The sequence below is a fragment of the Pseudomonas monteilii genome (assembly GCA_001534745.1).
In the GTDB taxonomy this organism is placed as follows: domain Bacteria; phylum Pseudomonadota; class Gammaproteobacteria; order Pseudomonadales; family Pseudomonadaceae; genus Aquipseudomonas; species Aquipseudomonas alabamensis.
Map to the genome: position 1 here is coordinate 1,372,140 of CP013997.1, position 20,276 is coordinate 1,392,415.

Annotated in this window: 16 protein-coding genes and 1 pseudogene; 13 read left to right on the plus strand and 4 right to left on the minus strand. The window is 65.2% G+C overall.

From position 1 onward, the window contains the following. Positions 1-19 precede the first annotated feature (19 nt). From APT63_06140 to APT63_06165, 6 genes and pseudogenes are all read left to right on the plus strand, one after another. The gene (locus APT63_06140; protein AMA45243.1) at positions 20-880 is read left to right on the plus strand and encodes a phosphoesterase; all 861 of its coding nucleotides are present in this window, start codon (positions 20-22) and stop codon (positions 878-880) included. A 13-nt stretch (positions 881-893) separates the two neighbouring features. Beyond that, complete coding sequence (locus tag APT63_06145) at positions 894-1,523, plus strand: threonylcarbamoyl-AMP synthase (protein ID AMA47801.1); 630 nt, start codon at positions 894-896, stop codon at positions 1,521-1,523. Further along, positions 1,520-2,341 carry a chromosome segregation protein ScpA gene (locus APT63_06150; GenBank protein AMA45244.1) on the plus strand — a complete coding sequence of 274 codons (822 nt, stop codon included), beginning with the start codon at positions 1,520-1,522 and terminating at the stop codon, positions 2,339-2,341. Before APT63_06145 ends, APT63_06150 begins: the two co-directional genes overlap by 4 nt. 22 nt (positions 2,342-2,363) lie before the next feature. Beyond that, positions 2,364-3,170, plus strand: coding sequence for a segregation and condensation protein B (locus tag APT63_06155; protein AMA45245.1), 807 nt, complete (start codon positions 2,364-2,366; stop codon positions 3,168-3,170). 151 nt (positions 3,171-3,321) lie between these two features. Beyond that, positions 3,322-4,344, plus strand: a pseudogene (locus tag APT63_06160) (pseudouridine synthase). A 716-nt stretch (positions 4,345-5,060) separates the two neighbouring features. After that, positions 5,061-6,440 carry an aromatic amino acid transporter gene (locus APT63_06165; protein AMA45246.1) on the plus strand — a complete coding sequence of 460 codons (1,380 nt, stop codon included), beginning with the start codon at positions 5,061-5,063 and terminating at the stop codon, positions 6,438-6,440. 25 nt (positions 6,441-6,465) lie between these two features. On the opposite strand, the gene APT63_06170 is transcribed toward APT63_06165, so the two are convergent. After that, positions 6,466-7,350: a LysR family transcriptional regulator gene (locus tag APT63_06170; protein ID AMA45247.1), complete on the minus strand. Its 885-nt coding sequence runs from the start codon at positions 7,348-7,350 to the stop codon at positions 6,466-6,468. A gap of 185 nt (positions 7,351-7,535) precedes the next feature. Between APT63_06170 and APT63_06175 the strand changes: the two genes are divergently transcribed. Next, positions 7,536-10,556 carry a hypothetical protein gene (locus tag APT63_06175; protein ID AMA45248.1) on the plus strand — a complete coding sequence of 1,007 codons (3,021 nt, stop codon included), beginning with the start codon at positions 7,536-7,538 and terminating at the stop codon, positions 10,554-10,556. Positions 10,557-11,435: 879 nt separating this feature from the next. Here the strand turns inward: APT63_06175 and phhB are convergent. From phhB to APT63_06190, 3 genes are all read right to left on the minus strand, one after another. Then, positions 11,436-11,795, minus strand: coding sequence for a pterin-4-alpha-carbinolamine dehydratase (phhB, locus tag APT63_06180; protein AMA45249.1), 360 nt, complete (start codon positions 11,793-11,795; stop codon positions 11,436-11,438). A 42-nt stretch (positions 11,796-11,837) separates the two neighbouring features. Then, a complete protein-coding gene (gene phhA, locus APT63_06185) occupies positions 11,838-12,623 on the minus strand; it encodes a phenylalanine 4-monooxygenase (GenBank protein ID AMA45250.1) in 786 nt (261 codons plus the stop codon). Positions 12,624-12,952: 329 nt separating this feature from the next. Then, positions 12,953-13,210: a hypothetical protein gene (locus tag APT63_06190; protein AMA45251.1), complete on the minus strand. Its 258-nt coding sequence runs from the start codon at positions 13,208-13,210 to the stop codon at positions 12,953-12,955. A gap of 402 nt (positions 13,211-13,612) precedes the next feature. Here APT63_06190 and APT63_06195 point away from each other — a divergent pair, with 402 nt between their 5' ends. From APT63_06195 to APT63_06220, 6 genes are all read left to right on the plus strand, one after another. Further along, positions 13,613-15,568 carry an acetyl-coenzyme A synthetase gene (locus APT63_06195; GenBank protein AMA45252.1) on the plus strand — a complete coding sequence of 652 codons (1,956 nt, stop codon included), beginning with the start codon at positions 13,613-13,615 and terminating at the stop codon, positions 15,566-15,568. 528 nt (positions 15,569-16,096) lie between these two features. Further along, the gene (locus APT63_06200; protein ID AMA45253.1) at positions 16,097-16,897 is read left to right on the plus strand and encodes an ABC transporter substrate-binding protein; all 801 of its coding nucleotides are present in this window, start codon (positions 16,097-16,099) and stop codon (positions 16,895-16,897) included. An 84-nt stretch (positions 16,898-16,981) separates the two neighbouring features. Further along, positions 16,982-17,671: an ABC transporter gene (locus tag APT63_06205; GenBank protein AMA45254.1), complete on the plus strand. Its 690-nt coding sequence runs from the start codon at positions 16,982-16,984 to the stop codon at positions 17,669-17,671. Continuing rightward, positions 17,668-18,366 (plus strand): amino acid ABC transporter permease, encoded by a 699-nt coding sequence (locus APT63_06210; GenBank protein AMA45255.1) that lies wholly within the window; start codon positions 17,668-17,670, stop codon positions 18,364-18,366. The genes APT63_06205 and APT63_06210 overlap by 4 nt, the downstream gene beginning before the upstream one ends. Positions 18,367-18,387: 21 nt before the next feature. Continuing rightward, the gene (locus APT63_06215; protein AMA45256.1) at positions 18,388-19,152 is read left to right on the plus strand and encodes an amino acid transporter; all 765 of its coding nucleotides are present in this window, start codon (positions 18,388-18,390) and stop codon (positions 19,150-19,152) included. Positions 19,153-19,258: 106 nt separating this feature from the next. After that, the gene (locus APT63_06220; GenBank protein ID AMA45257.1) at positions 19,259-20,239 is read left to right on the plus strand and encodes an AraC family transcriptional regulator; all 981 of its coding nucleotides are present in this window, start codon (positions 19,259-19,261) and stop codon (positions 20,237-20,239) included. Positions 20,240-20,276: the final 37 nt, after the last annotated feature.

Consider the following 20,276-nt stretch of genomic DNA (forward strand, 5'->3'; position numbering starts at 1 on the left):
ACGACGAAAGCGTTCCCCTATGAATGTTGATCTGCACTGCCACAGCACGGCTTCCGATGGCGCCCTCACGCCCACGGCGTTGGTCGCGCGGGCGCACGAGCACGGCGTGCGCACGCTGGCGCTGACCGACCACGACACCCTCGACGGCCTGGTGGAGGCCCGGCAAGCCTGCCAGGCCCGCGGCATGCAGTGGGTCAGTGGCGTGGAACTGTCCTGTACCTGGGGTGGCGCGACCATCCATGTGCTGGGCTACGATTTCGCCCTGGATGCGCCCCCGCTGCTCGAGGCCGTGCAGGCCTTGCACAAGGGCCGCTGGCTGCGCGCCGAAGAGATCGACCGACGGCTGGCGGCCAAGGGCATGCCCGGTGCCCTGGACGGTGCACGCGCCCTGCAGCAGGCGCTGGGCGACAGCGACAATGCCCCGGCCCGGCCGCACTTCGCCGAGTTCCTGGTCCAGGCCGGGCACGTCAAGGACCGTGGCGAGGCGTTTCGCAAGTGGCTGGGGGCCGGCAAGCTGGGCGACGTCAAGCTGCATTGGCCGACCCTGGATGAAACCGTCGCGACCCTGCGCCGGTCCAACGCATGGGTCAGCCTGGCGCACCCGATGCACTACGACCTGACGCGCAGCAAGCGTCGCCGTCTGATCGCCGACTATCTGCAGGCCGGCGGTCAGGCGCTGGAAGTGGTCAACGGGATGATGCCGGCCGAGCAGGTCGGCACGCTGTCCATCCTCACCCGCGAGTTCGGTCTGCTGGCAAGCGCTGGCAGCGACTTCCACGGCCCCGGCGCCTGGGGCGAGATCGGCGCCTATCGGCCAGTGCCCGAGGACCTGCCACCGTTGTGGCGTCGATTCCGACATGAACAGCCAACTGCGCTATGAACAGGACAACGACGTGAGCCAATTTTTCCAGATCCATCCGGAAAACCCTCAGCCGCGGTTGATCCGCCAGGCTGTGGAGATCATCCGCAAGGGCGGCGTGGTGGTGTACCCGACCGATTCGGCGTACGCCCTGGGCTGCCAGATCGGCGACAAGGCGGCGATCGAGCGGGTCCGACGCCTGCGCCAGCTCGACAAGAACCACAACTTCACCCTGATGTGCTGCGACATGTCCCAGCTGGGCCTGTACGCCAAGGTCGACACTCGGCTGTTCCGTCTGCTCAAGGCCCACGTGCCAGGCCCCTACACCTTCATCCTCAACGGCACCCGTGAAGTGCCGCGCCTGCTGCTGCACGAAAAGCGCCGTACCATCGGCCTGCGCGTCCCGGACCATGCGATCACCCTGGCCCTGCTGGCCGAGCTGGGCGAACCACTGATGAGCGTGAGCCTGATCCTGCCCGGTGATGACGAGCCCATGACCGATCCCTACGAGATCCGTCAGCGCCTGGAGCACCACGTCGACCTGATCATCGACGGCGGTTTCGGTGACCTGAAGGCCTCCACCGTGATCAGCCTGGTCGACGACGAGCCGGAAGTGCTCCGTGTGGGTTGCGGCGACCCCGAACCCTTCCTCGCGCCCGCATGAGCGAGGTGCCTGAACACGCGAGCGAGGCAGAACAGGCGCCCCGCCCGGCGCCCGCGCCGCTGGTCTATGGCCAGGCGCTCACCGAGCTGCCGGTCGACCTGTACATCCCGCCCGATGCGCTGGAAATCTTCCTGGACGCCTTCGAGGGACCGCTCGACCTGCTGCTGTACCTGATCCGCAAGCAGAACATCGACATCCTCGACATCCCGGTGGCCGAGATCACGCGCCAGTACATGGGCTATGTCGAGCTGATGAAGAGCGTGCGCCTGGAGCTGGCCGCCGAATACCTGGTGATGGCCGCCATGCTCGCCGAGATCAAGTCGCGCATGCTGCTGCCCCGGGCGGTCGTGGCCGAGGAAGAGGAGGGCGATCCGCGTGCCGAACTGATCCGCCGCCTGCAGGAATACGAGCGGTTCAAGACGGCGGCCGAGGACCTGGACCGCCTGAGCCGGGTCGGGCGCGACATCGTCGTGCCGCGCCTGGAGGCGCCGCAGGCCAAGGTGCGCAAGGTGCTGCCCCAGGTGCTGCTGGAAGAGGTGCTGCTGTCGATGGCCGAGGTCATGCGCCGCAACGACCTGTTCGAAAGCCACCAGATCAGCCGCGAGACGCTGTCCACGCGCGAGCGCATGACCGAGGTGCTCGAACGCCTCAAGGGCCAGGGTTTCGTGCCCTTCGCCACGCTGTTCGGCGCGGCCGAGGGCAAGCTGGGGGTGGTGGTGACGTTCATGGCGGTGCTCGAGCTGGTGAAGGAATCCTTGGTCGAACTCGTGCAGAATGAGCCTTTTGCCCCCATTCACGTGCGCGTGCGCGCCGAGTGACCCACGAGCCAAGTCCTGCCCCATGAACCTCAATGAACCGCGCGACCTGGCGTCGCTGATCGAAGCCTTCCTGCTCGCCTCGGGCAAGCCGCAGTCGCTCGAGCGCCTGTACGAACTGTTCGAAGAAGCCGAACGACCGGCCCCGGCCGTGTTCAGGAAAGCCCTGGACGTGCTGGGCAAGTCCTGTGCGGGCCGGGCCTTCGAACTCAAGGAGGTGGCTTCCGGCTACCGCCTGCAGATCCGTGAGACGTACGGCCCCTGGGTCGGCCGCCTCTGGGAGGAGCGGCCGCAGCGCTATTCGCGTGCCTTGCTCGAGACCCTGGCGCTGATCGCCTACCGCCAGCCGGTGACGCGCGGCGAGATCGAAGAAGTGCGCGGTGTGGCGGTGAACAGCAACATCACCCGCACCTTGCTCGAGCGCGAGTGGATCCGCGTGGTCGGGCACCGCGACGTGCCCGGCCGACCGGCCATGTTCGCCACCACCAAGGCGTTTCTCGACCACTTCAACCTCAAGAGCCTCGACGAGCTGCCCGCGCTGGCCGAGTTGCGCGAGATGGAGCCGGAACCGGCCTTCGACGATGACGACGCCCCGGTGCCGATCCACCTGCAGGCGCTGGCCGATGCCAGCCTGGGTGATGACCCAGAGGTCGAGGAGGACGCCCCGGAAGAAACCAGCTTCCGCTCGCTGCTGGTGGAACTCGATGCCATGGAAGACGGGCTGAAGACCGACTTCGACGACCTGCAGCTGCCGGGCGAAGATGAAACCGAGCAGGCCGAGGCCGTGCCTGGCGAGGCGCCGGACCCCGTGGAGACGCCGCCTCGCGACTAGGCTGCCGCCACCGGGCGGAAAGTGCAGGGGCGTGCCTGAAAAGTGACCACCCGACTCGTGCATGCGGGACGCGAAGGGCGTATGATGCGCGCCCGCTCGACGCGATCGACGTCGACACTGGTTTGACTGCATACACCGGGAGGTGCCCAGAATGAACGATAACGACCTGCAAGAAACCCCACTGACCCCACCGGCTGGCGAGAAGCTGCAAAAGGTACTGGCGCGCATCGGCGTCGGTTCGCGCCGTGACGTCGAGGCCTGGATCGGCCAAGGCCGCATCAAGGTCAACGGCGTGGTGGCCACCCTGGGCCAGCGCGTCGACCTGCACGACGCCATCGCCGTCGACGGCAAGCTGATCAAGCGTGAAGAGTCCGCCGAATCGGTTCGCCGGGTCATCATGTACAACAAGCCCGATGGCGAGATCTGCACCCGTGACGACCCGGAAGGCCGCCCGACCGTGTTCGATCGCCTGCCGCGCCCCAAAGAGGGCCGCTGGATCAACATCGGCCGTCTGGACATCAACACCACCGGCTTGCTGCTGTTCACCACCGATGGCGAACTGGCCAACCGCCTGATGCACCCGTCCTACGAGATGGACCGCGAGTACGCGGTGCGTGTCCGGGGCGAGGTCGATGACGACATGGTCAAGCGCCTCACCGACGGCGTGATGCTCGAAGACGGACCGGCCAAGTTCACCGACATCCAGAAGGCGCCGGGCGGCGAAGGCTTCAACCACTGGTTCCACTGCGTGGTGATGGAAGGTCGCAACCGGGAAGTCCGCCGTCTGTGGGAATCCCAGGGCGTGGTGGTGAGCCGCCTCAAGCGCGTGCGCTTCGGCCCGGTATTCCTCAATTCGGACCTGCCGATGGGGCGCTGGCGCGAAATGACCCAGGGCGAGATCGACATCCTCGCGGCCGAAGTCGGGTTGCAGCCCGTGGCGCTGCCGGCCCTGAACCTCAAAGCCAAGGACAAGCTCGAGCGCCTGCAGCGCAAGTCCACCCGGCCCATGGGCCGCAACGAGCGCGTGCGTTCCCTGCGCCCGGCCCAGGATGCCAGCCCGGCAGCCGAGCGCCCGGCGCGCCAGCCGCGTGAGGAAGCGCCCCGCAAGGGCGGTCGTGGCAGCAGCACCGTGGCCGAGCGCCCGAGCGACATGCGCAAGCGTCCGGGGCGTCCGGACGGTGGCCGCACCGACGGCGGCAAGCCTTCGGGTGGTGGTCGCAGCGACGGTGGCAAGCCTTCGGGTGGCGGTCGCGGCAAACCGCGCGGCTGAGTCATGCCGGGCAGTCGGGGCCACATCGTGGCCCCCTCGCGGGCAAGCCCGCTCCCACAGGGTGGGTGCACGTCCCTGCCTGTGGGCAGGCTGCAGGGGCCTTTGTGGGAGCAACCGTCTTTTCTACTCCGTGCATGTCTGACTGCATGCGGCGTCTGGCAGGCCCCTATCGCTGGCAAGCCAGCTCCCACCCAGACCTCTACAGCCGTCAATGCAGGCATGGCTGCGCAAGCAGCTTGTGGGAGCGGGCTTGCCCGCGATAGCGTCCTGTCCCTCGCCGCGCCTTGAGCAGTCAGCCCTCATGGCAGAAGCGCCTCTCCTGCGCCAAACACTTCCCCTGACCACCGCAATCTCGACGAAACGTCTGATTTTCATCGAGAAAATACCTACCGCGTTGACGCTCTCGGTAACCTGGGGGTATACAATGCGCCGCGTTTTACCTGTGACCTCCCTCGCATATCGCGCTTTCCCGTCACCCTCGTCTTCATGTCGCCCGGTCCTGGCCTGGGCCAGTCGGCAGGCTCGGGAACCCAAGGTGCCTCACCTTGCCCATTCCGCCACGCCCTGCGCGCGGTGGGTCCGATTTCGTCACAGCTAGCAACAGGCAGGTGACCTCGTTCATGAGTGGACCACACACATCCTCCGGCGAATTCAAGCGCGGCTTGAAGAATCGCCACATCCAGCTCATCGCCCTGGGCGGCGCCATCGGCACGGGCCTGTTCCTCGGCTCGGCCGGCGTGATGAAATCCGCCGGGCCGTCGATGATCCTCGGCTATGCCCTGTGCGGCTTCATCGCCTTCATGATCATGCGCCAGCTGGGTGAAATGATCGTCGAGGAGCCGGTGGCCGGTTCCTTCAGTCATTTCGCCCATCAGTACTGGGGCGGTTTCGCCGGTTTCCTGTCGGGCTGGAACTGCTGGGTGCTGTACATCCTGGTGGGCATGTCCGAGCTGTCCGCGGTCGGCAAGTACGTGCACTACTGGTGGCCGGAGATCCCGACCTGGGTGACGGCCGCGGCGTTCTTCGTGCTGATCAACGCGATCAACCTGACCAACGTCAAGGTCTTCGGCGAGACCGAATTCTGGTTCGCCATCATCAAGGTCATGGCCATCGTCGGCATGATCGCCCTGGGCAGCTACCTGCTGGTCAGCGGCAACGGCGGGCCCGACGCCTCGGTCAGCAACCTGTGGAGCCATGGCGGGTTCTTCCCCAATGGCATCAGCGGGCTGGTGATGGCCCTGGCGATCATCATGTTCTCGTTCGGCGGGCTGGAGATGCTCGGGTTCACGGCGGCCGAAGCCGATCAGCCGAAGACGGTGATCCCCAAGGCGATCAACCAGGTCATCTACCGGATCCTGATCTTCTACATCGGCGCCCTGGTGATCCTGCTGTCGCTGACGCCCTGGGACGGTCTGGTCAAGAGCATCGACGCCGCAGGCGGCAGCTATGGCAGCAGCCCGTTCGTGCAGGTGTTCTCGCTGCTGGGCAGCGACGCGGCGGCGCACCTGCTCAACTTCGTCGTGCTCACCGCCGCGCTGTCGGTGTACAACAGCGGCACCTACTGCAACGCCCGCATGCTGTACGGCATGGCCGAGCAGGGTGACGCGCCGGCCGGGCTGGCCCGGGTTGACCGGCGCGGTGTGCCGGTACGGGCAATCCTGGTGTCGGCTGCCGTCACGGTGGTGGCGGTGCTGCTCAACTACCTGATGCCGCAGAATGCCCTGGAGCTGCTGATGTCGCTGGTGGTCGCGGCGCTGGTGATCAACTGGGCGATGATCAGCTACTCGCACCTCAAGTTCCGTCAGCACCTGAACCGCACCGGCCAGACGCCGCTGTTCAAGGCACTGTGGTACCCCTACGGCAACTACCTGTGCCTGGCCTTCGTGGTACTCATCCTGGGCATCATGCTGCAGATCCCGGGCATCAACGTGTCGGTGTACGCGATCCCGGTGTGGCTGGGGGTGATGTTCGTGTTGTACTGGCTCAAGACGCGCCGCTGAGGGAAAGGGCCCGCGGGCCCAGGCTTCAGATCTGCCCCAGCAGCCACCCGCGAAACGCCCGCAACGAGGGTAACCCTTCGTTGCGCGGCGGGTAGATCAGGTAATAGCTGCGCTGACTGGCAAACGCCGCTCCCGCGCTGATCAGCTCCCCGCTGGCCAGTTCGTCCTCCACCAGCACCCTCGGCACCAATCCCACCCCGATCCCGGCGCGCACGGCCTGGATCAAGTGCGACGTTAGTTCGAAACTCGGCCCCAGGCGCATGCTGCGGTGGGGCAGGGCATGGTGCGAGAACCATTCGCCCCAGGCATGGGGGTTGTTGGCCACGTTGAGCAGCAGGTGCTCGCTGATGCGCGTCGGCGTCCAGGTGTCCTCGGTCGCTCGGGCCGAAGGCGGCAGGATCACCACCAGTTCCTCGGCCTGCAAACGGTGGCAGACCAGCCCGGGCAGGTCATGGTGGGCGACGCCGATCGCCGCGTCGATCTCGCTGGTCTCGAAATCGATCGTCTCGATGCGTGAATGGATGTGCACCAGCATGCCCGGGTGCGCCGCGTAGAACGCGTGCAGCCGTGGCAGCAGCCATTTCGAGCCGAAGGTGGGCAGGGTGGCCAGCCGCAACGTGCCGACGCCCGACTGATAGGCCAGGGCCTGCAGGGTCGCGCTGCGGATGCGCCCGAGCGCCTCGTTCAATTCACGCTGGTACAGGCGCCCGACATCCGTCATTTGCACATGGCGGCCTTCGCGACGAAACAGGGTCAGGCCCAGTTGATGCTCCAGGGCTTGCACCTGGCGGCTGACCGCGCTCTGGGTCAGCGACAGCTCCACTGCTGCACGGGTAAAGCTTTCATGCCGGGCCGCCGCCTCGAAGGCCAGCAGCAGTGACATGGACGGTGTCAGGTGGCGGTAATTCATTCATGGAAGTCATCGATAGCGGCAGGATTATCCGTTTGCCCCGGTCGCGAAACTACAGGAACATGGGTCCATTCGTCACCTGGGCTGGATCGATCCATGCCGACGTGACACCAACGAGAGCAGGCGCCCGCCAGTTGCCGCCTGCCATGTGACCGTGAATTCGCCGATAAAGAGGCCATCCATCGATGATCGCCCCATTGCAGCCCCAGCCTTCCGCCGCCCGCTACACGGACTTCCTCGAGGCCCTGCGCGGCAGTGGCTTCCGTGGGCAGATCAGTGCCGATTACGGCACCCGTACGGTGCTCGCCACCGACAACTCGATCTACCAGCGCCTGCCCCAGGCCGCCGTGTTCCCGGTGGATGCCGACGACGTAGCCCGCATCGCCACGCTCATGGGCGAAGCGCGCTTTCGCCAGGTCGTGCTCACACCCCGCGGCGGTGGCACGGGCACCAACGGCCAGTCGCTGACCGACGGGATCGTCGTCGACCTGTCGCGGCACATGAACACGATTCTCGAGATCAACGTCGAGCAGCGCTGGGTCAGGGTCCAGGCGGGCGTGGTCAAGGACCAGCTCAACGCTGCCCTCAAGCCCCATGGCTTGTTCTTCGCCCCTGAGCTGTCCACCTCCAACCGCGCGACCATCGGCGGCATGATCAACACCGATGCCAGCGGCCAGGGCAGCTGCACCTACGGCAAGACCCGCGACCATGTGCTGGAGCTGCACAGCGTGCTGCTGGGCGGCGAGCGGCTGCACAGTCTGCCGATCGACGACGCGGCCCTCGACCAGGCCTGCGCCGCGCCGGGGCGCGTGGGCGAGGTCTACCGCACGGCCCGTGACATCCAGCAGCACCAGGCCGAGCTGATCGAGCGCACCTTTCCGACACTCAACCGCTGCCTGACCGGTTATGACCTGGCGCACCTGCGCGACGAACAGGGGCGCTTCAACCTCAACAGTGTGCTGTGCGGCGCCGAGGGGTCGCTCGGCTATGTGGTCGAGGCCAAGCTCAACGTTCTGCCGATCCCGCGCTATGCGGTGCTGGTCAACGTGCGCTACGCCAGCTTCATGGAAGCCCTGCGCGATGCCAACGCCCTGATGGCGCTCAAGCCGCTGTCGATCGAGACGGTCGATTCCAAGGTGCTGAAGCTGGCCATGCAGGACATCGTCTGGGACAGCGTCGCCGAGTACTTCCCCACCGACGCCGAGCGTCCGACCCTGGGCATCAACCTGGTGGAGTTCTGCGGGGACGCGCCGGATGAGGTCAACGCCCGGGTCCTGGCCTTCATCGAACACCTGCGGGCCGACACCAGCGTCGAGCGCCTCGGCCACACCTTGGCCGAGGGCGCGGCGGCCGTGAGCCGGGTCTATGCCATGCGCAAACGCTCGGTCGGGCTACTGGGCAACGTCGAAGGCGAGGTCCGGCCCCAGCCGTTCGTGGAAGACACTGCCGTGCCGCCGGAGCGCCTGGCCGATTACATCGCCGAGTTCCGCGCGCTGCTCGATGGCCATGGCCTGGCCTATGGCATGTTCGGCCACGTCGATGCCGGCGTGCTGCACGTGCGCCCGGCGCTGGACATGAAGGATCCGGCCCAGGCCGCCCTGGTCAAGCCGATTTCCGACGCCGTGGCCGAACTGACGCAGCGCTATGGCGGCCTGCTGTGGGGCGAGCATGGCAAGGGCCTGCGTTCGGAGTACGTGCCGGGTTACTTCGACGAGCTGTACCCGGCGCTGCAGCGCATCAAGGGTGCGTTCGACCCGCACAACCAGCTCAACCCCGGCAAGATCTGCACACCGCCCGACAGTGCCGACGGCCTGACGCCGGTCGACGGGGTGACCTTGCGTGGCGAACTGGACCGCACCATCGATGAGCGGGTCTGGCAGAGCTTCGGCAGTGCGGTGCACTGCAACGGCAATGGCGCCTGCTACAACTACGACCCGGACGACGCCATGTGTCCGTCCTGGAAGGCCACCCGCGAGCGCCGTCACTCGCCCAAGGGGCGCGCGTCGCTGATCCGCGAATGGCTGCGCCTGCAGGGCGCTGCCGATATCGATGTGCTGGCCCCGGCACGTACCCCGATGGCCTGGCTCAAGGGGCTGCCGGCCCGGTTGCGCAACAGCCGTGCGCAACGCCAGGGCCAGGCGGACTTCTCCCATGAGGTCTATGACGCCATGGCCGGATGCCTGGCGTGCAAGTCGTGCGCCGGGCAGTGCCCGATCAAGGTCAACGTGCCGGATTTCCGTTCGCGCTTTCTCGAGCTGTACCACGGTCGCTATCAGCGCCCGCTGCGCGACTACCTGATCGGCTCGCTGGAGTTCACCTTGCCGTACCTGGCCCATGCGCCAGGGCTGTACAACGCGGTGATGGGGTCGCGCTGGGTCAACCGCCTGCTGGCGGACCAGGTCGGCATGGTCGACAGCCCGCTGATCAGTCGCTTCGACCTGCAGCGCACGCTGACGCGCTGCCGGGTCGGCACGGCCAGCGTACCGGCTTTGCGCGAGCTGACGCCTGCCCAGCGTGAACGCAGCCTGGTACTGGTACAGGATGCCTTCACCCGCTATTTCGAGACGCCGCTGCTGGCCGCCTTCATCGACCTGGCACACCGGCTGGGGTATCGCGTGTTCCTGGCGCCTTATAGCGCCAACGGCAAGCCCCTGCACGTGCAAGGGTTCCTCGGTGCCTTCGCCAAGGCTGCGATCCGCAACGCCGGCCAGCTCAAGGCGCTCGCCGACTGTGGCGTGCCGCTGGTGGGGCTGGACCCGGCGATGACCTTGGTGTATCGCCAGGAATACCTGAAAGTCCCTGGCCTGGAGGAAGGGCCCAAGGTCCTGCTGCCGCAGGAGTGGCTGATCGACGCATTGCCCGCGGGTTCGGGCGAGGCAACGGGGACCTTCCGGTTGATGGCGCATTGCACCGAAAAGACCAACGTGCCGGCCAGCACCCGCCAGTGGGAGCAGGTGTTCCAGCGTCTGGGGCTGACCTTGGTGACCGAGGCGACCGGTTGCTGTGGCATGTCGGGGACCTATGGCCACGAGGCACGCAACCAGCAGACCTCGCGGACGATCTTCGAACAGTCCTGGGCGACCAAGCTGGACAAGGCGGGCGAGCCTCTGGCGACTGGTTATTCGTGCCGTAGCCAGGTGAAGCGGCTGGCGGAGCGTCGCCTGCGGCATCCGTTGGAGGTGGTGCTGGAGCAGGTGGCGCGGTGAGCCGGCAGGCTCGAGCAGGGAATCGCTGCCACCCATCGGCACGATGACCGCTCTTCCACTTGTGGGAGCGAGCTTGCCTGCGATGCAGGGGGCGCCTGATCGGGCGCTATCGCTGGCAAGCCAGCTCCCACAGGTCCCGGTTCCACACGGGCATCGGCGTGATGATCGCCTTCCTGTGAGGGCTTGCCTGTAATGCAGGCGGCGCCTGATCGGGCGCTATCGCTGGCAAGCCAGCTCCCACAGGTCCGGGTTCCACACGGGCATCGGTGTGATGATCATCTTCCTCTACAGGTTCCGATTCCATACAGGTATCGGCGTGATGATCGCCCTCCTGTGGGAGCAACTGTCTTTTTCTACTCGGTACATGCCCGACCGCATGGGCTTATAGGTGGGCCCTACGGGCCCAATCGCGGCACTGGGGCCGCTCCTACACCCGTAGTTACATCGCAGTGGTGCAGGCGATCGCGGTACTGTGGGAGCGGGCTTGCCCGCGATGAGGGCGGTACAGGCATCACAGCTCTCGAGTCCGAGTGGGCTCAAGTTGCGGAGGGCTTAATACTTCGCTTCCTGAGTCGGCAGCCGACCACGGCTCACCGGGAAGCAACCTCCGTCAGCCCTGATCGGCCTCGGCAGCGCACTCATCATCCTGCTCGGCATTCGGTGTCGGCTCTGGCGCGGTGTCCAGGGGGGTGTCCGGCGTGAGGCGGGGGAAGGGGAAATTGGGGATCTCATGCATCGCATCGTTCCTCGCGAAGGGAAGGGAAGCCTGCGCCTGGCGCAGCTCGAACAAGCCTGACCAGGGTACAGGAACGCGGATGACAGTTTGACAACGGTTCGCCCCGGCGCCCTGTAAGCGTTCGATCAGCGAACCGTTTCGTCTCAGGGCCTGAGGCCTTCGGCCCCCCGGGCCACGGTGTCCGTGCGCGCAGCCATGACGAAGTCGTTGCGGTGCAGGCCCTTGATCGAATGGCTCCACCAGGTCACCGTGACCTTGCCCCACTCGGTCAAGAGCCCAGGATGATGGCCTTCCTCCTCGGCGATCGCCCCCACGGCATTGGTGAAAGCCAGGGCGTGCCGGAAGTTGCCGAAGCGGAACACGCGCTCCAGTTGCAGCACGCCGTCCCGGGTCTCGATGTTCCAATCGGGAATCTCCCGGATCAGGACGGCCAGTTCTTCGTCGCTGACCTTCGGCGCATCGGCGCGACAGGCTTCGCAGTGGGCTTGGTTCAGGGTGGTCATGGTCAGGCTCCATTGACTGAAAGGGATGGGGCACCGGTAGGTTCAGGCGGCCTTGGGCGGAAATTTCGGCGCATGCAGGCCCAGGGCCATGGCGTGATGCACCATCGCCATGATGTCTTCGTGGGCCAGGTCGAACAGGCGCTTGAGCCGAGGCAGCACGAAGTACACCGGCTGCAGGATGTCGATACGATACGGCGTGCGCATGGCCTCGACCGGGTCGAAGACCTGATGCTCGGGCGCGTCCGACAAGCTGTAGAGGGTCTCCTTCGGCGAAGACAGGATGCCGCCGCCATAGACGCGGCGCCCGGCAGGCGTGTCCAGCAGACCGAACTCGATGGTCATCCAGTACAGCCGCGCCAGGTAGACCCGTTCCTGCTTGCTGGCCGCCAGGCCCAGCTTGCCGTAGGTATGGGTAAAGGCAGCGAACCAGGGGTTGGTCAGCAACGGGCAGTGGCCGAAGATTTCATGGAAGATGTCCGGCTCCTGGAGGTAATCCAGCTCTTCAGGCGTGCGGATGAAGGTGGCGACCGGGAAACGCTTGCTCGCCAGCAGCTCGAAGAAGGTCTGGAAGGGAATCAGCGCCGGCACCCGTGCCACCTGCCAGCCGGTGGTCGCCGCCAGGACCTTGTTGATCTCGCCCAGTTGCGGCACCCGGTCGTGGGGCAGTGCCAGCTGCTCGATGCCGTCGAGGTATTCCTCACATGCGCGGCCCTCAATGAGCTTTAACTGCCGTTCGACCAGGGTATGCCAGACCTCGTGGTCCTGCGCCGGATAGTCGATGAAACCGCGCGCGTCAGGGGTGCGCGCCACGTATTGCGTCTGGGTCATGGTGCTCTCCAAGGGATGAGCCTGTTCTTGTTGTCGATGACTGTCGAACAGTAGACCGCAAGGCGCGCACGTCTTTCCAGTGGATTCGGCCGAGCAGGGCAAAGCGTCGTGCACTCTGACGGAAGCATCGCCTGAAGCGGGCGATGAACGGTTCGGAAGGATCAGGCCGAGGGGCATTTTTGGTAGCGTGGCGCTGGGATTACACATGAAGAAACATGACCTCACTCAAAGAGCAAAGTCATGTTTCAACGTGAACATCACATGAAGTATCCGTGAGGGCAAATGCGCCGCTGCTTATTCACGGTACATGGAATGCTTATTGAAAGCCCTCAACCGTTGGAACACCCATTGCCCATCACTTGATATTCGAGAATATGGCGATGGCCGCCGGAGTCTTCATACGTCATGCGCGTCGGGACTACCGCGCAGACGTTCGGAATCGGGCTCATCGACAGCACGCGTGCGATGTCCAGGGGCTCGTTGTAGTGATAGTGCTCGACCGGAATCTGCCCGGTGGCCGTCGGTGCTTCATCGGCCATCGCCGCGCCGCACAAGCCACCCAGCATCAACACCAGTAACGCTTTCATCTTCGTTTCACCTGTTCGAGGTCGTAGGAGGGCGCGCGATCGCCAAGGCACCGCGTCATAAAGCCCGGTCTGCGTATATGTCATGTCATCGTCATCACGATCGCCCGCGTGGAGGCCAGCGTGTCACAGTTCATGATGAGCGCGAGTTGAAGTGTTCAAACGGCGTTTCCTGCCGTCGTGAAAAAGTCTACGGCCGCGCCGGAAGAAGAAACAGCGCCACTTTTGATAAAGTCTTTTGCAACTTTGCGCAGGTCCGCTGTGTACGCGGACATCGTGCTTGGGTCGAGCGACCCGGTGCTGCGCTGGCGTGAAGCTTTACTACCAATGTCGAATGGCCGGCCGCGCTGCGCTACAGTTACAAACGGTCCCATACAAAAACAACGATGACACCGAGGTAACAAGATGAGTGCGGCGCCCCTGTATCCCGTTCGTCCCGAGGTCATGGAACGTACCCTGACCGACGAGGCCACCTACAAGGCCATGTACCAGCAATCGGTGATCAACCCCGACGGCTTCTGGCGCGAGCAGGCCCAGCGGCTGGACTGGATCAAGCCCTTCACCAAGGTCAAGCAGACCTCCTTCGATGACCATCACGTCGACATCAAGTGGTTCGCCGACGGCACCTTGAACGTCTCCTACAACTGCCTGGACCGTCACCTGGAAGAACGGGGCGATCAGGTGGCCATCATCTGGGAAGGCGACGACCCGGCCGAGAGCCGCAACATCACCTACCGCGAGTTGCACGAGCAGGTGTGCAAGTTCGCCAACGCCCTGCGTGGGCAGGACGTGCACCGCGGCGACGTGGTGACCATCTACATGCCGATGATCCCCGAAGCCGTGGTCGCCATGCTGGCATGCGCGCGCATCGGGGCGATCCATTCGGTGGTGTTCGGCGGTTTCTCGCCCGAAGCCCTGGCCGGTCGCATCATCGATTGCCGCTCCAAGGTGGTGATCACTGCCGACGAAGGCGTGCGTGGCGGTCGTCGCACGGCGCTCAAGGCCAACGTCGACCTGGCCCTGACCAACCCGGAAACCGCCAGCGTGCAGAAGATCATCGTGTGCAAGCGCACCGGTGGCGACATCGCCTGGCACCAGCACCGCGACATCTGGTACGAAGACCTGATGAAGGTCGCCTCGAGCCATTGCGCACCCAAGGAAATGGGCGCCGAGGAGACGCTGTTCATCCTCTACACCTCCGGTTCCACCGGCAAGCCCAAGGGCGTGCAGCACACCACCGGCGGCTACCTGGTCTACACCGCGCTGACCCACGAGCGGGTCTTCGACTACCGTCCCGGCGACGTGTACTGGTGCACGGCCGATGTGGGCTGGGTCACCGGGCACAGCTACATCGTCTACGGCCCCCTGGCCAACGGTGCGACCACGCTGCTGTTCGAAGGGGTGCCGAACTACCCGGACATCACCCGCGTGTCGAAGATCATCGACAAGCACAAGGTCAACATCCTCTACACCGCACCGACCGCCATCCGCGCCATGATGGCCGAAGGGCAGGCCGCCGTGGCCGGTGCCGACGGCTCCAGCCTGCGCTTGCTCGGTTCGGTCGGCGAGCCGATCAACCCGGAAGCCTGGAGCTGGTACTACTCCACCGTGGGCAAGGAGCGTTGCCCGGTGGTCGACACCTGGTGGCAGACCGAGACCGGCGGCATCCTCATCAGCCCGCTGCCAGGCGCCACCGCGCTCAAGCCGGGCTCAGCGACGCGTCCTTTCTTCGGCGTGGTGCCGGCGCTGGTGGACAACCTGGGCAACATCATCGAAGGCGCCGCCGAGGGCAACCTGGTGATCCTCGACTCCTGGCCGGGCCAGTCGCGTTCGCTGTACGGCGACCATGACCGCTTCGTCGACACCTACTTCAAGACCTTCCGCGGCATGTACTTCACCGGCGACGGCGCGCGCCGCGACGAAGACGGCTATTACTGGATCACCGGCCGGGTGGACGACGTGCTCAACGTGTCCGGGCACCGCATGGGCACCGCCGAAATCGAGAGCGCCATGGTTGCCCATGCCAAGGTCGCCGAGGCGGCAGTGGTCGGCGTGCCGCATGACCTGAAGGGGCAGGGCATCTATGTCTACGTCACCCTCAACGCCGGCGAGGAGCCGAGCGAGGCATTGCGGGTGGAACTGAAGAACTGGGTGCGCAAGGAGATCGGGCCGATCGCCTCGCCGGACGTCATCCAATGGGCCCCGGGCCTGCCCAAGACGCGTTCGGGCAAGATCATGCGGCGGATCCTGCGCAAGATCGCCACGGGCGAATACGACGCGCTGGGGGATATCTCCACGCTGGCCGATCCGGGCGTGGTCCAGCACCTGATCGACACCCACAAGACGATGAAAGTGGCCTGACCGCCCAGGTCTTGTGCGCTGAAAGGCCGGACACCCTGTGCGGCGCTTTCAGCGCACAGGGTGCTGCGCCACCTTGCGCTGCAGGCAGGCTTCGACCCCTCGACGGCCCTGCATGAACACCCGCCTGCCCACCGTCACCGACCTCTGCACCCGAACGGGGCCTTTGGAAACGCCAGGGCGCCAGACAGGCGCACCTTCCCACGATCTGACCTTCGATCACATCTCAGACTTGCCGTAGCACAAGGGTTTGCGAATAATAGGCCCGCTTATTGCTTTAGTACTGGGTTGGATTCCGTCGCTTCTGCACATGTGTTTGAAGTTGTCAATAGAGCTGGATGCCGTTTTTGGTGCTTTTGTAAGTAGTTGTCGCTTTGAAGAAATTTCGACGACTCGCCTGCCGTTAGAATGCCAGCCACGCGCTCGTGACCCAGGATCCGCTCCTGACGCCGAGTGGCTCGCATTGTCACCCTTCGCCTAGCGGGCAGTAGTACCCCTGCCTTTTATTGCCTGTACCGATGGAGCTACCCGATGAAGAAACTCGCACTGCTTGGCGCCCTGGCGCTGTCCGCGTTTTCCCTGGTATCGCTGGCCGATGAAAAACCGTTGAAGATCGGCATCGAGGCCGCCTACCCACCGTTCGCCTTCAAGCAGCCCGATGGCAGCCTGGCGGGCTTCGACTATGACATCGGCAACGCCCTGTGCGAGCAGCTCAAGGCCAAGTGCACCTGGGTCGAGCAGGAATTCGACGGTCTGATCCCGGCGCTCAAGGTGCGCAAGATCGACGCCATCCTGTCGTCGATGTCCATCACCGAGGACCGCAAGAAGTCCGTGGACTTCACCAAGCGCTACTACCTCACGCCAGCGCGCCTGGTGATGAAGGACGGCGTCACCGTGAGCGAAGACCTGCACGAGCTGTCGGGCAAGAAGATCGGTGTGCAGCGCGGCTCCATCCACGACCGCTTCGCCAAGGAAGTGCTCGCGGCCAAGGGCGCGACCGTGGTGCCGTACGGCACCCAGAACGAAATCTACCTGGACGTCGCCGCTGGCCGGCTCGACGGTACCGTGGCCGATGCCACCCTGCTGGAAGACGGTTTCCTCAAGACCGACGCGGGCAAGGGCTATGCCTTCGTCGGTCCGGCCTTCACCGACGCCAAGTACTTCGGTGACGGCATCGGCATCGCCGTGCGCAAGGGCGACGACGCCAACCGCGAACGCCTGAACGGCGCCATCGACGCCATTCGCGCCAGCGGCAAGTACAAGGAAATTCAGGACAAGTACTTCAACTTCGACATCTACGGTCCGGACGACAAGGCCCAGGCCGCGCAATAACCACTCGCTACATCCTGCAATGGTGCAAACGGCGGCGCGCTGCGGTTTGCACCATTTTTCATTTTCAAGGTCGAGGACCTCATCATGTTGAAAGGCTACGGGGCAGTCATCCTCGACGGAGCCTGGCTGACGCTGCAGCTTGCGCTGTCCTCCATGGCCCTGGCCATCGTGCTGGGCCTCATCGGCGTCGCCCTGCGGCTGTCGCCGGTACGTTGGCTCGCCTGGCTGGGCGATGTGTATTCCACGGTGGTGCGCGGCATCCCGGACCTGGTCCTGATCCTGCTGATCTTCTACGGTGGCCAGGACGTCATCAACCGCGTGGCGCCCTTGGTGGGCTACGACGACTACATCGACATCAACCCCATGGTCGCTGGCATCGGTACCCTGGGCTTCATCTTCGGCGCCTACCTGTCGGAAACCTTCCGTGGGGCCTTCCTCGGCATTCCCAAGGGGCAGGCCGAGGCGGGCGCGGCCTACGGCATGAGCGCGCGCCAGGTATTCTTCCGCATCATGGTGCCGCAGATGGTGCGCCTGGCCATACCGGGCTTCACCAACAACTGGCTGGTTCTGACCAAGGCCACCGCGCTGATCTCGATCGTCGGGCTGCAGGACATGATGTTCAAGGCCAAGCAGGCGGCCGATGCCACGCGCGAGCCGTTCACCTTCTTCCTGGCCGTGGCAGCGCTGTACCTGGTGATCACCAGCGTCTCGCTGCTGGCCCTCAAGCAACTGGAGAAACGGTACTCGGTGGGCGTCAAGGTGGCTGAACTATGATTTTCGACTACTCCACGGTGTGGGAGGCCATGCCGCTCTACCTCGGCGGCCTGCTGACCACCCTCAAGCTGCTGGGCATTTCCTTGTTCTTCGGCCTGCTGGCGGCGATTCCCCTGGGCCTGATGCGGGTGTCCAAGCGCCCCCTGGTCAACGCGCCGGCCTGGCTCTACACCTATGTGATCCGTGGCACGCCGATGCTGGTGCAGCTGTTTTTGATCTACTACGGCCTGGCCCAGTTCGAGGCGGTACGCAACAGCCTGTTCTGGCCCTGGCTGTCGAGCGCGACCTTCTGCGCCTGCCTGGCCTTCGCCATCAACACCAGCGCCTACACCGCCGAGATCATCGCCGGCAGCCTGCGCGCCACCCCCGCGGGCGAGATCGAGGCGGCTAAGGCCATGGGCATGTCGCGCGCCAAGATGTACCGTCGCATCCTGCTGCCCTCGGCGCTGCGCCGGGCGCTGCCGCAGTACAGCAACGAAGTGATCATGATGCTGCAGACCACCAGCCTGGCTTCCATCGTGACGCTGATCGACATCACCGGCGCGGCCCGTACGGTCAACGCCCAGTACTACCTGCCTTTCGAGGCCTACATCACGGCGGGCGTGTTCTACCTGTGCCTGACCTTCATCCTGGTACGCCTGTTCAAGCTGGCCGAACGCCGTTGGCTCGGCTACCTGGCGCCACGCAAGCACTGACGCTCTGTGAGATCCGAACGCATGTACAAACTCCAAGTCCAAGACCTGCACAAGCGCTATGGCAGCCATGAAGTGCTCAAGGGCGTATCGCTGGCCGCCAAGGCCGGGGACGTGATCAGCATCATCGGCTCCAGCGGCTCGGGCAAGTCGACGTTCCTGCGCTGCATCAACCTGCTCGAGCAGCCCCATGCCGGACAGATCCTGCTCAATGGCGAACAGCTCAAGCTGGTGGCGGGCAAGGATGGCGCCCTGCGCGCGGCCGAACCCAAGCAGTTGCAACGTCTGCGCTCGCGCCTGGCGATGGTGTTCCAGCACTTCAACCTCTGGGCGCACATGACAGCGCTGGAGAACATCATCGAAGCGCCGGTGCACGTGCTGGGCGTCAGCCGCAAGGAAGCGCTGGAAAAGGCCGAGCATTACCTGGCCAAGGTGGGCGTCGCGCACCGCAAGGACGCCTACCCGGGGCACATGTCCGGCGGCGAGCAGCAGCGGGTGGCGATCGCCCGGGCGCTGGCGATGGAGCCGGAGGTCATGCTGTTCGACGAGCCAACCTCGGCGCTCGACCCCGAGCTGGTGGGTGATGTGCTCAAGGTCATGCAGTCGCTGGCCCAGGAAGGCCGCACCATGGTCGTGGTCACCCACGAGATGGGCTTTGCGCGGGAGGTGTCCAACCAGCTGATCTTCCTGCACAAAGGTTTGGTGGAGGAAACCGGTCACCCGCGTGAGGTTCTGGCCAATCCCCGGTCCGAACGCCTCAAGCAGTTTCTTTCTGGCAGCTTGAAGTAGATACTGCGAGCATGCACCATCCCAGGGCATGCCGCGTTGCCGCGCGTGTCTGGCGCTTCCCTTGCAGCGCCACTGACTCGATCGACCTCAGGTTTCGGACCCCCCTATGACCCACCCGCGAATCGGCTTTCTGACCTGGCCCAGCACCCGTGCATCGACCCTGGCCCTGGCCGAGGACGTCCTGCTCGGGGCGCGCCGTCTGCAGCCGGAGTTGGCCTACGAGCTGGTGTTCCTTCAGGCCGAGCCACCGGAGGAGGGCGCCTGGCGCCTGCCCGGCACCTCTTGGGCCGGTCGCCTGGACGGCCTGCAGAAACTGTTCCTGGTGGCCGACGAGCCGCCGCAGAACGTCAGCACGGCGCTGGCGGGCGCGCTGCGCCAGGTGGCGCGCAGCGGATGCCTGATGGGCGGGCTGTCCGCGGGTGTCTATCCCCTGGCCTTGCTGGGCTTGCTCGATGGCTACCGCGCCGCCGTCCACTGGCGCTGGCAGGATGATTTCGCCGAGCGCTTCCCCAAGGTGATCGCCACCAGCCACCTGTTCGACTGGGACCGGGATCGCCTGACCGCCTGTGGCGGCCTGTCGGTGGTCGACCTGATGCTGGCAGTGCTGGCGCGCGACCATGGCGCCGAACTGGCCGGCGCGGTATCCGAGGAACTGGTGGTCGAGCGCATCCGTGAAGGCGGCGAGCGTCAACGCATCCCGTTGCAGAACCGTCTGGGTTCGAGCCACCCCAAGCTGACCCAGGCGGTGGTGCTGATGGAGGCCAACATCGAAGAGCCGCTGACCACCGACGAGATCGCCCAGCACGTCTGCGTGTCCCGGCGTCAGCTCGAGCGCATCTTCAAGCAGTACCTCAACCGCGTGCCCAGCCAGTACTACCTCGAACTGCGCCTGAACAAGGCGCGGCAGATGCTGCTGCAGACCAGCAAGTCCATCATCCAGATCGGCCTGTCCTGCGGGTTCTCCTCCGGGCCGCACTTCTCCAGCGCCTACCGCAACTTCTTCGGCGCCACCCCGCGTGAAGACCGCAACCAGCGGCGCAGCGCCAGCCCCTTCGAGTTGAGCGCGGCCCCTGGCGAGCGCAGCTGACGGCATCGCGTTTGAACGCCCTGCGGGGACGCCGGTC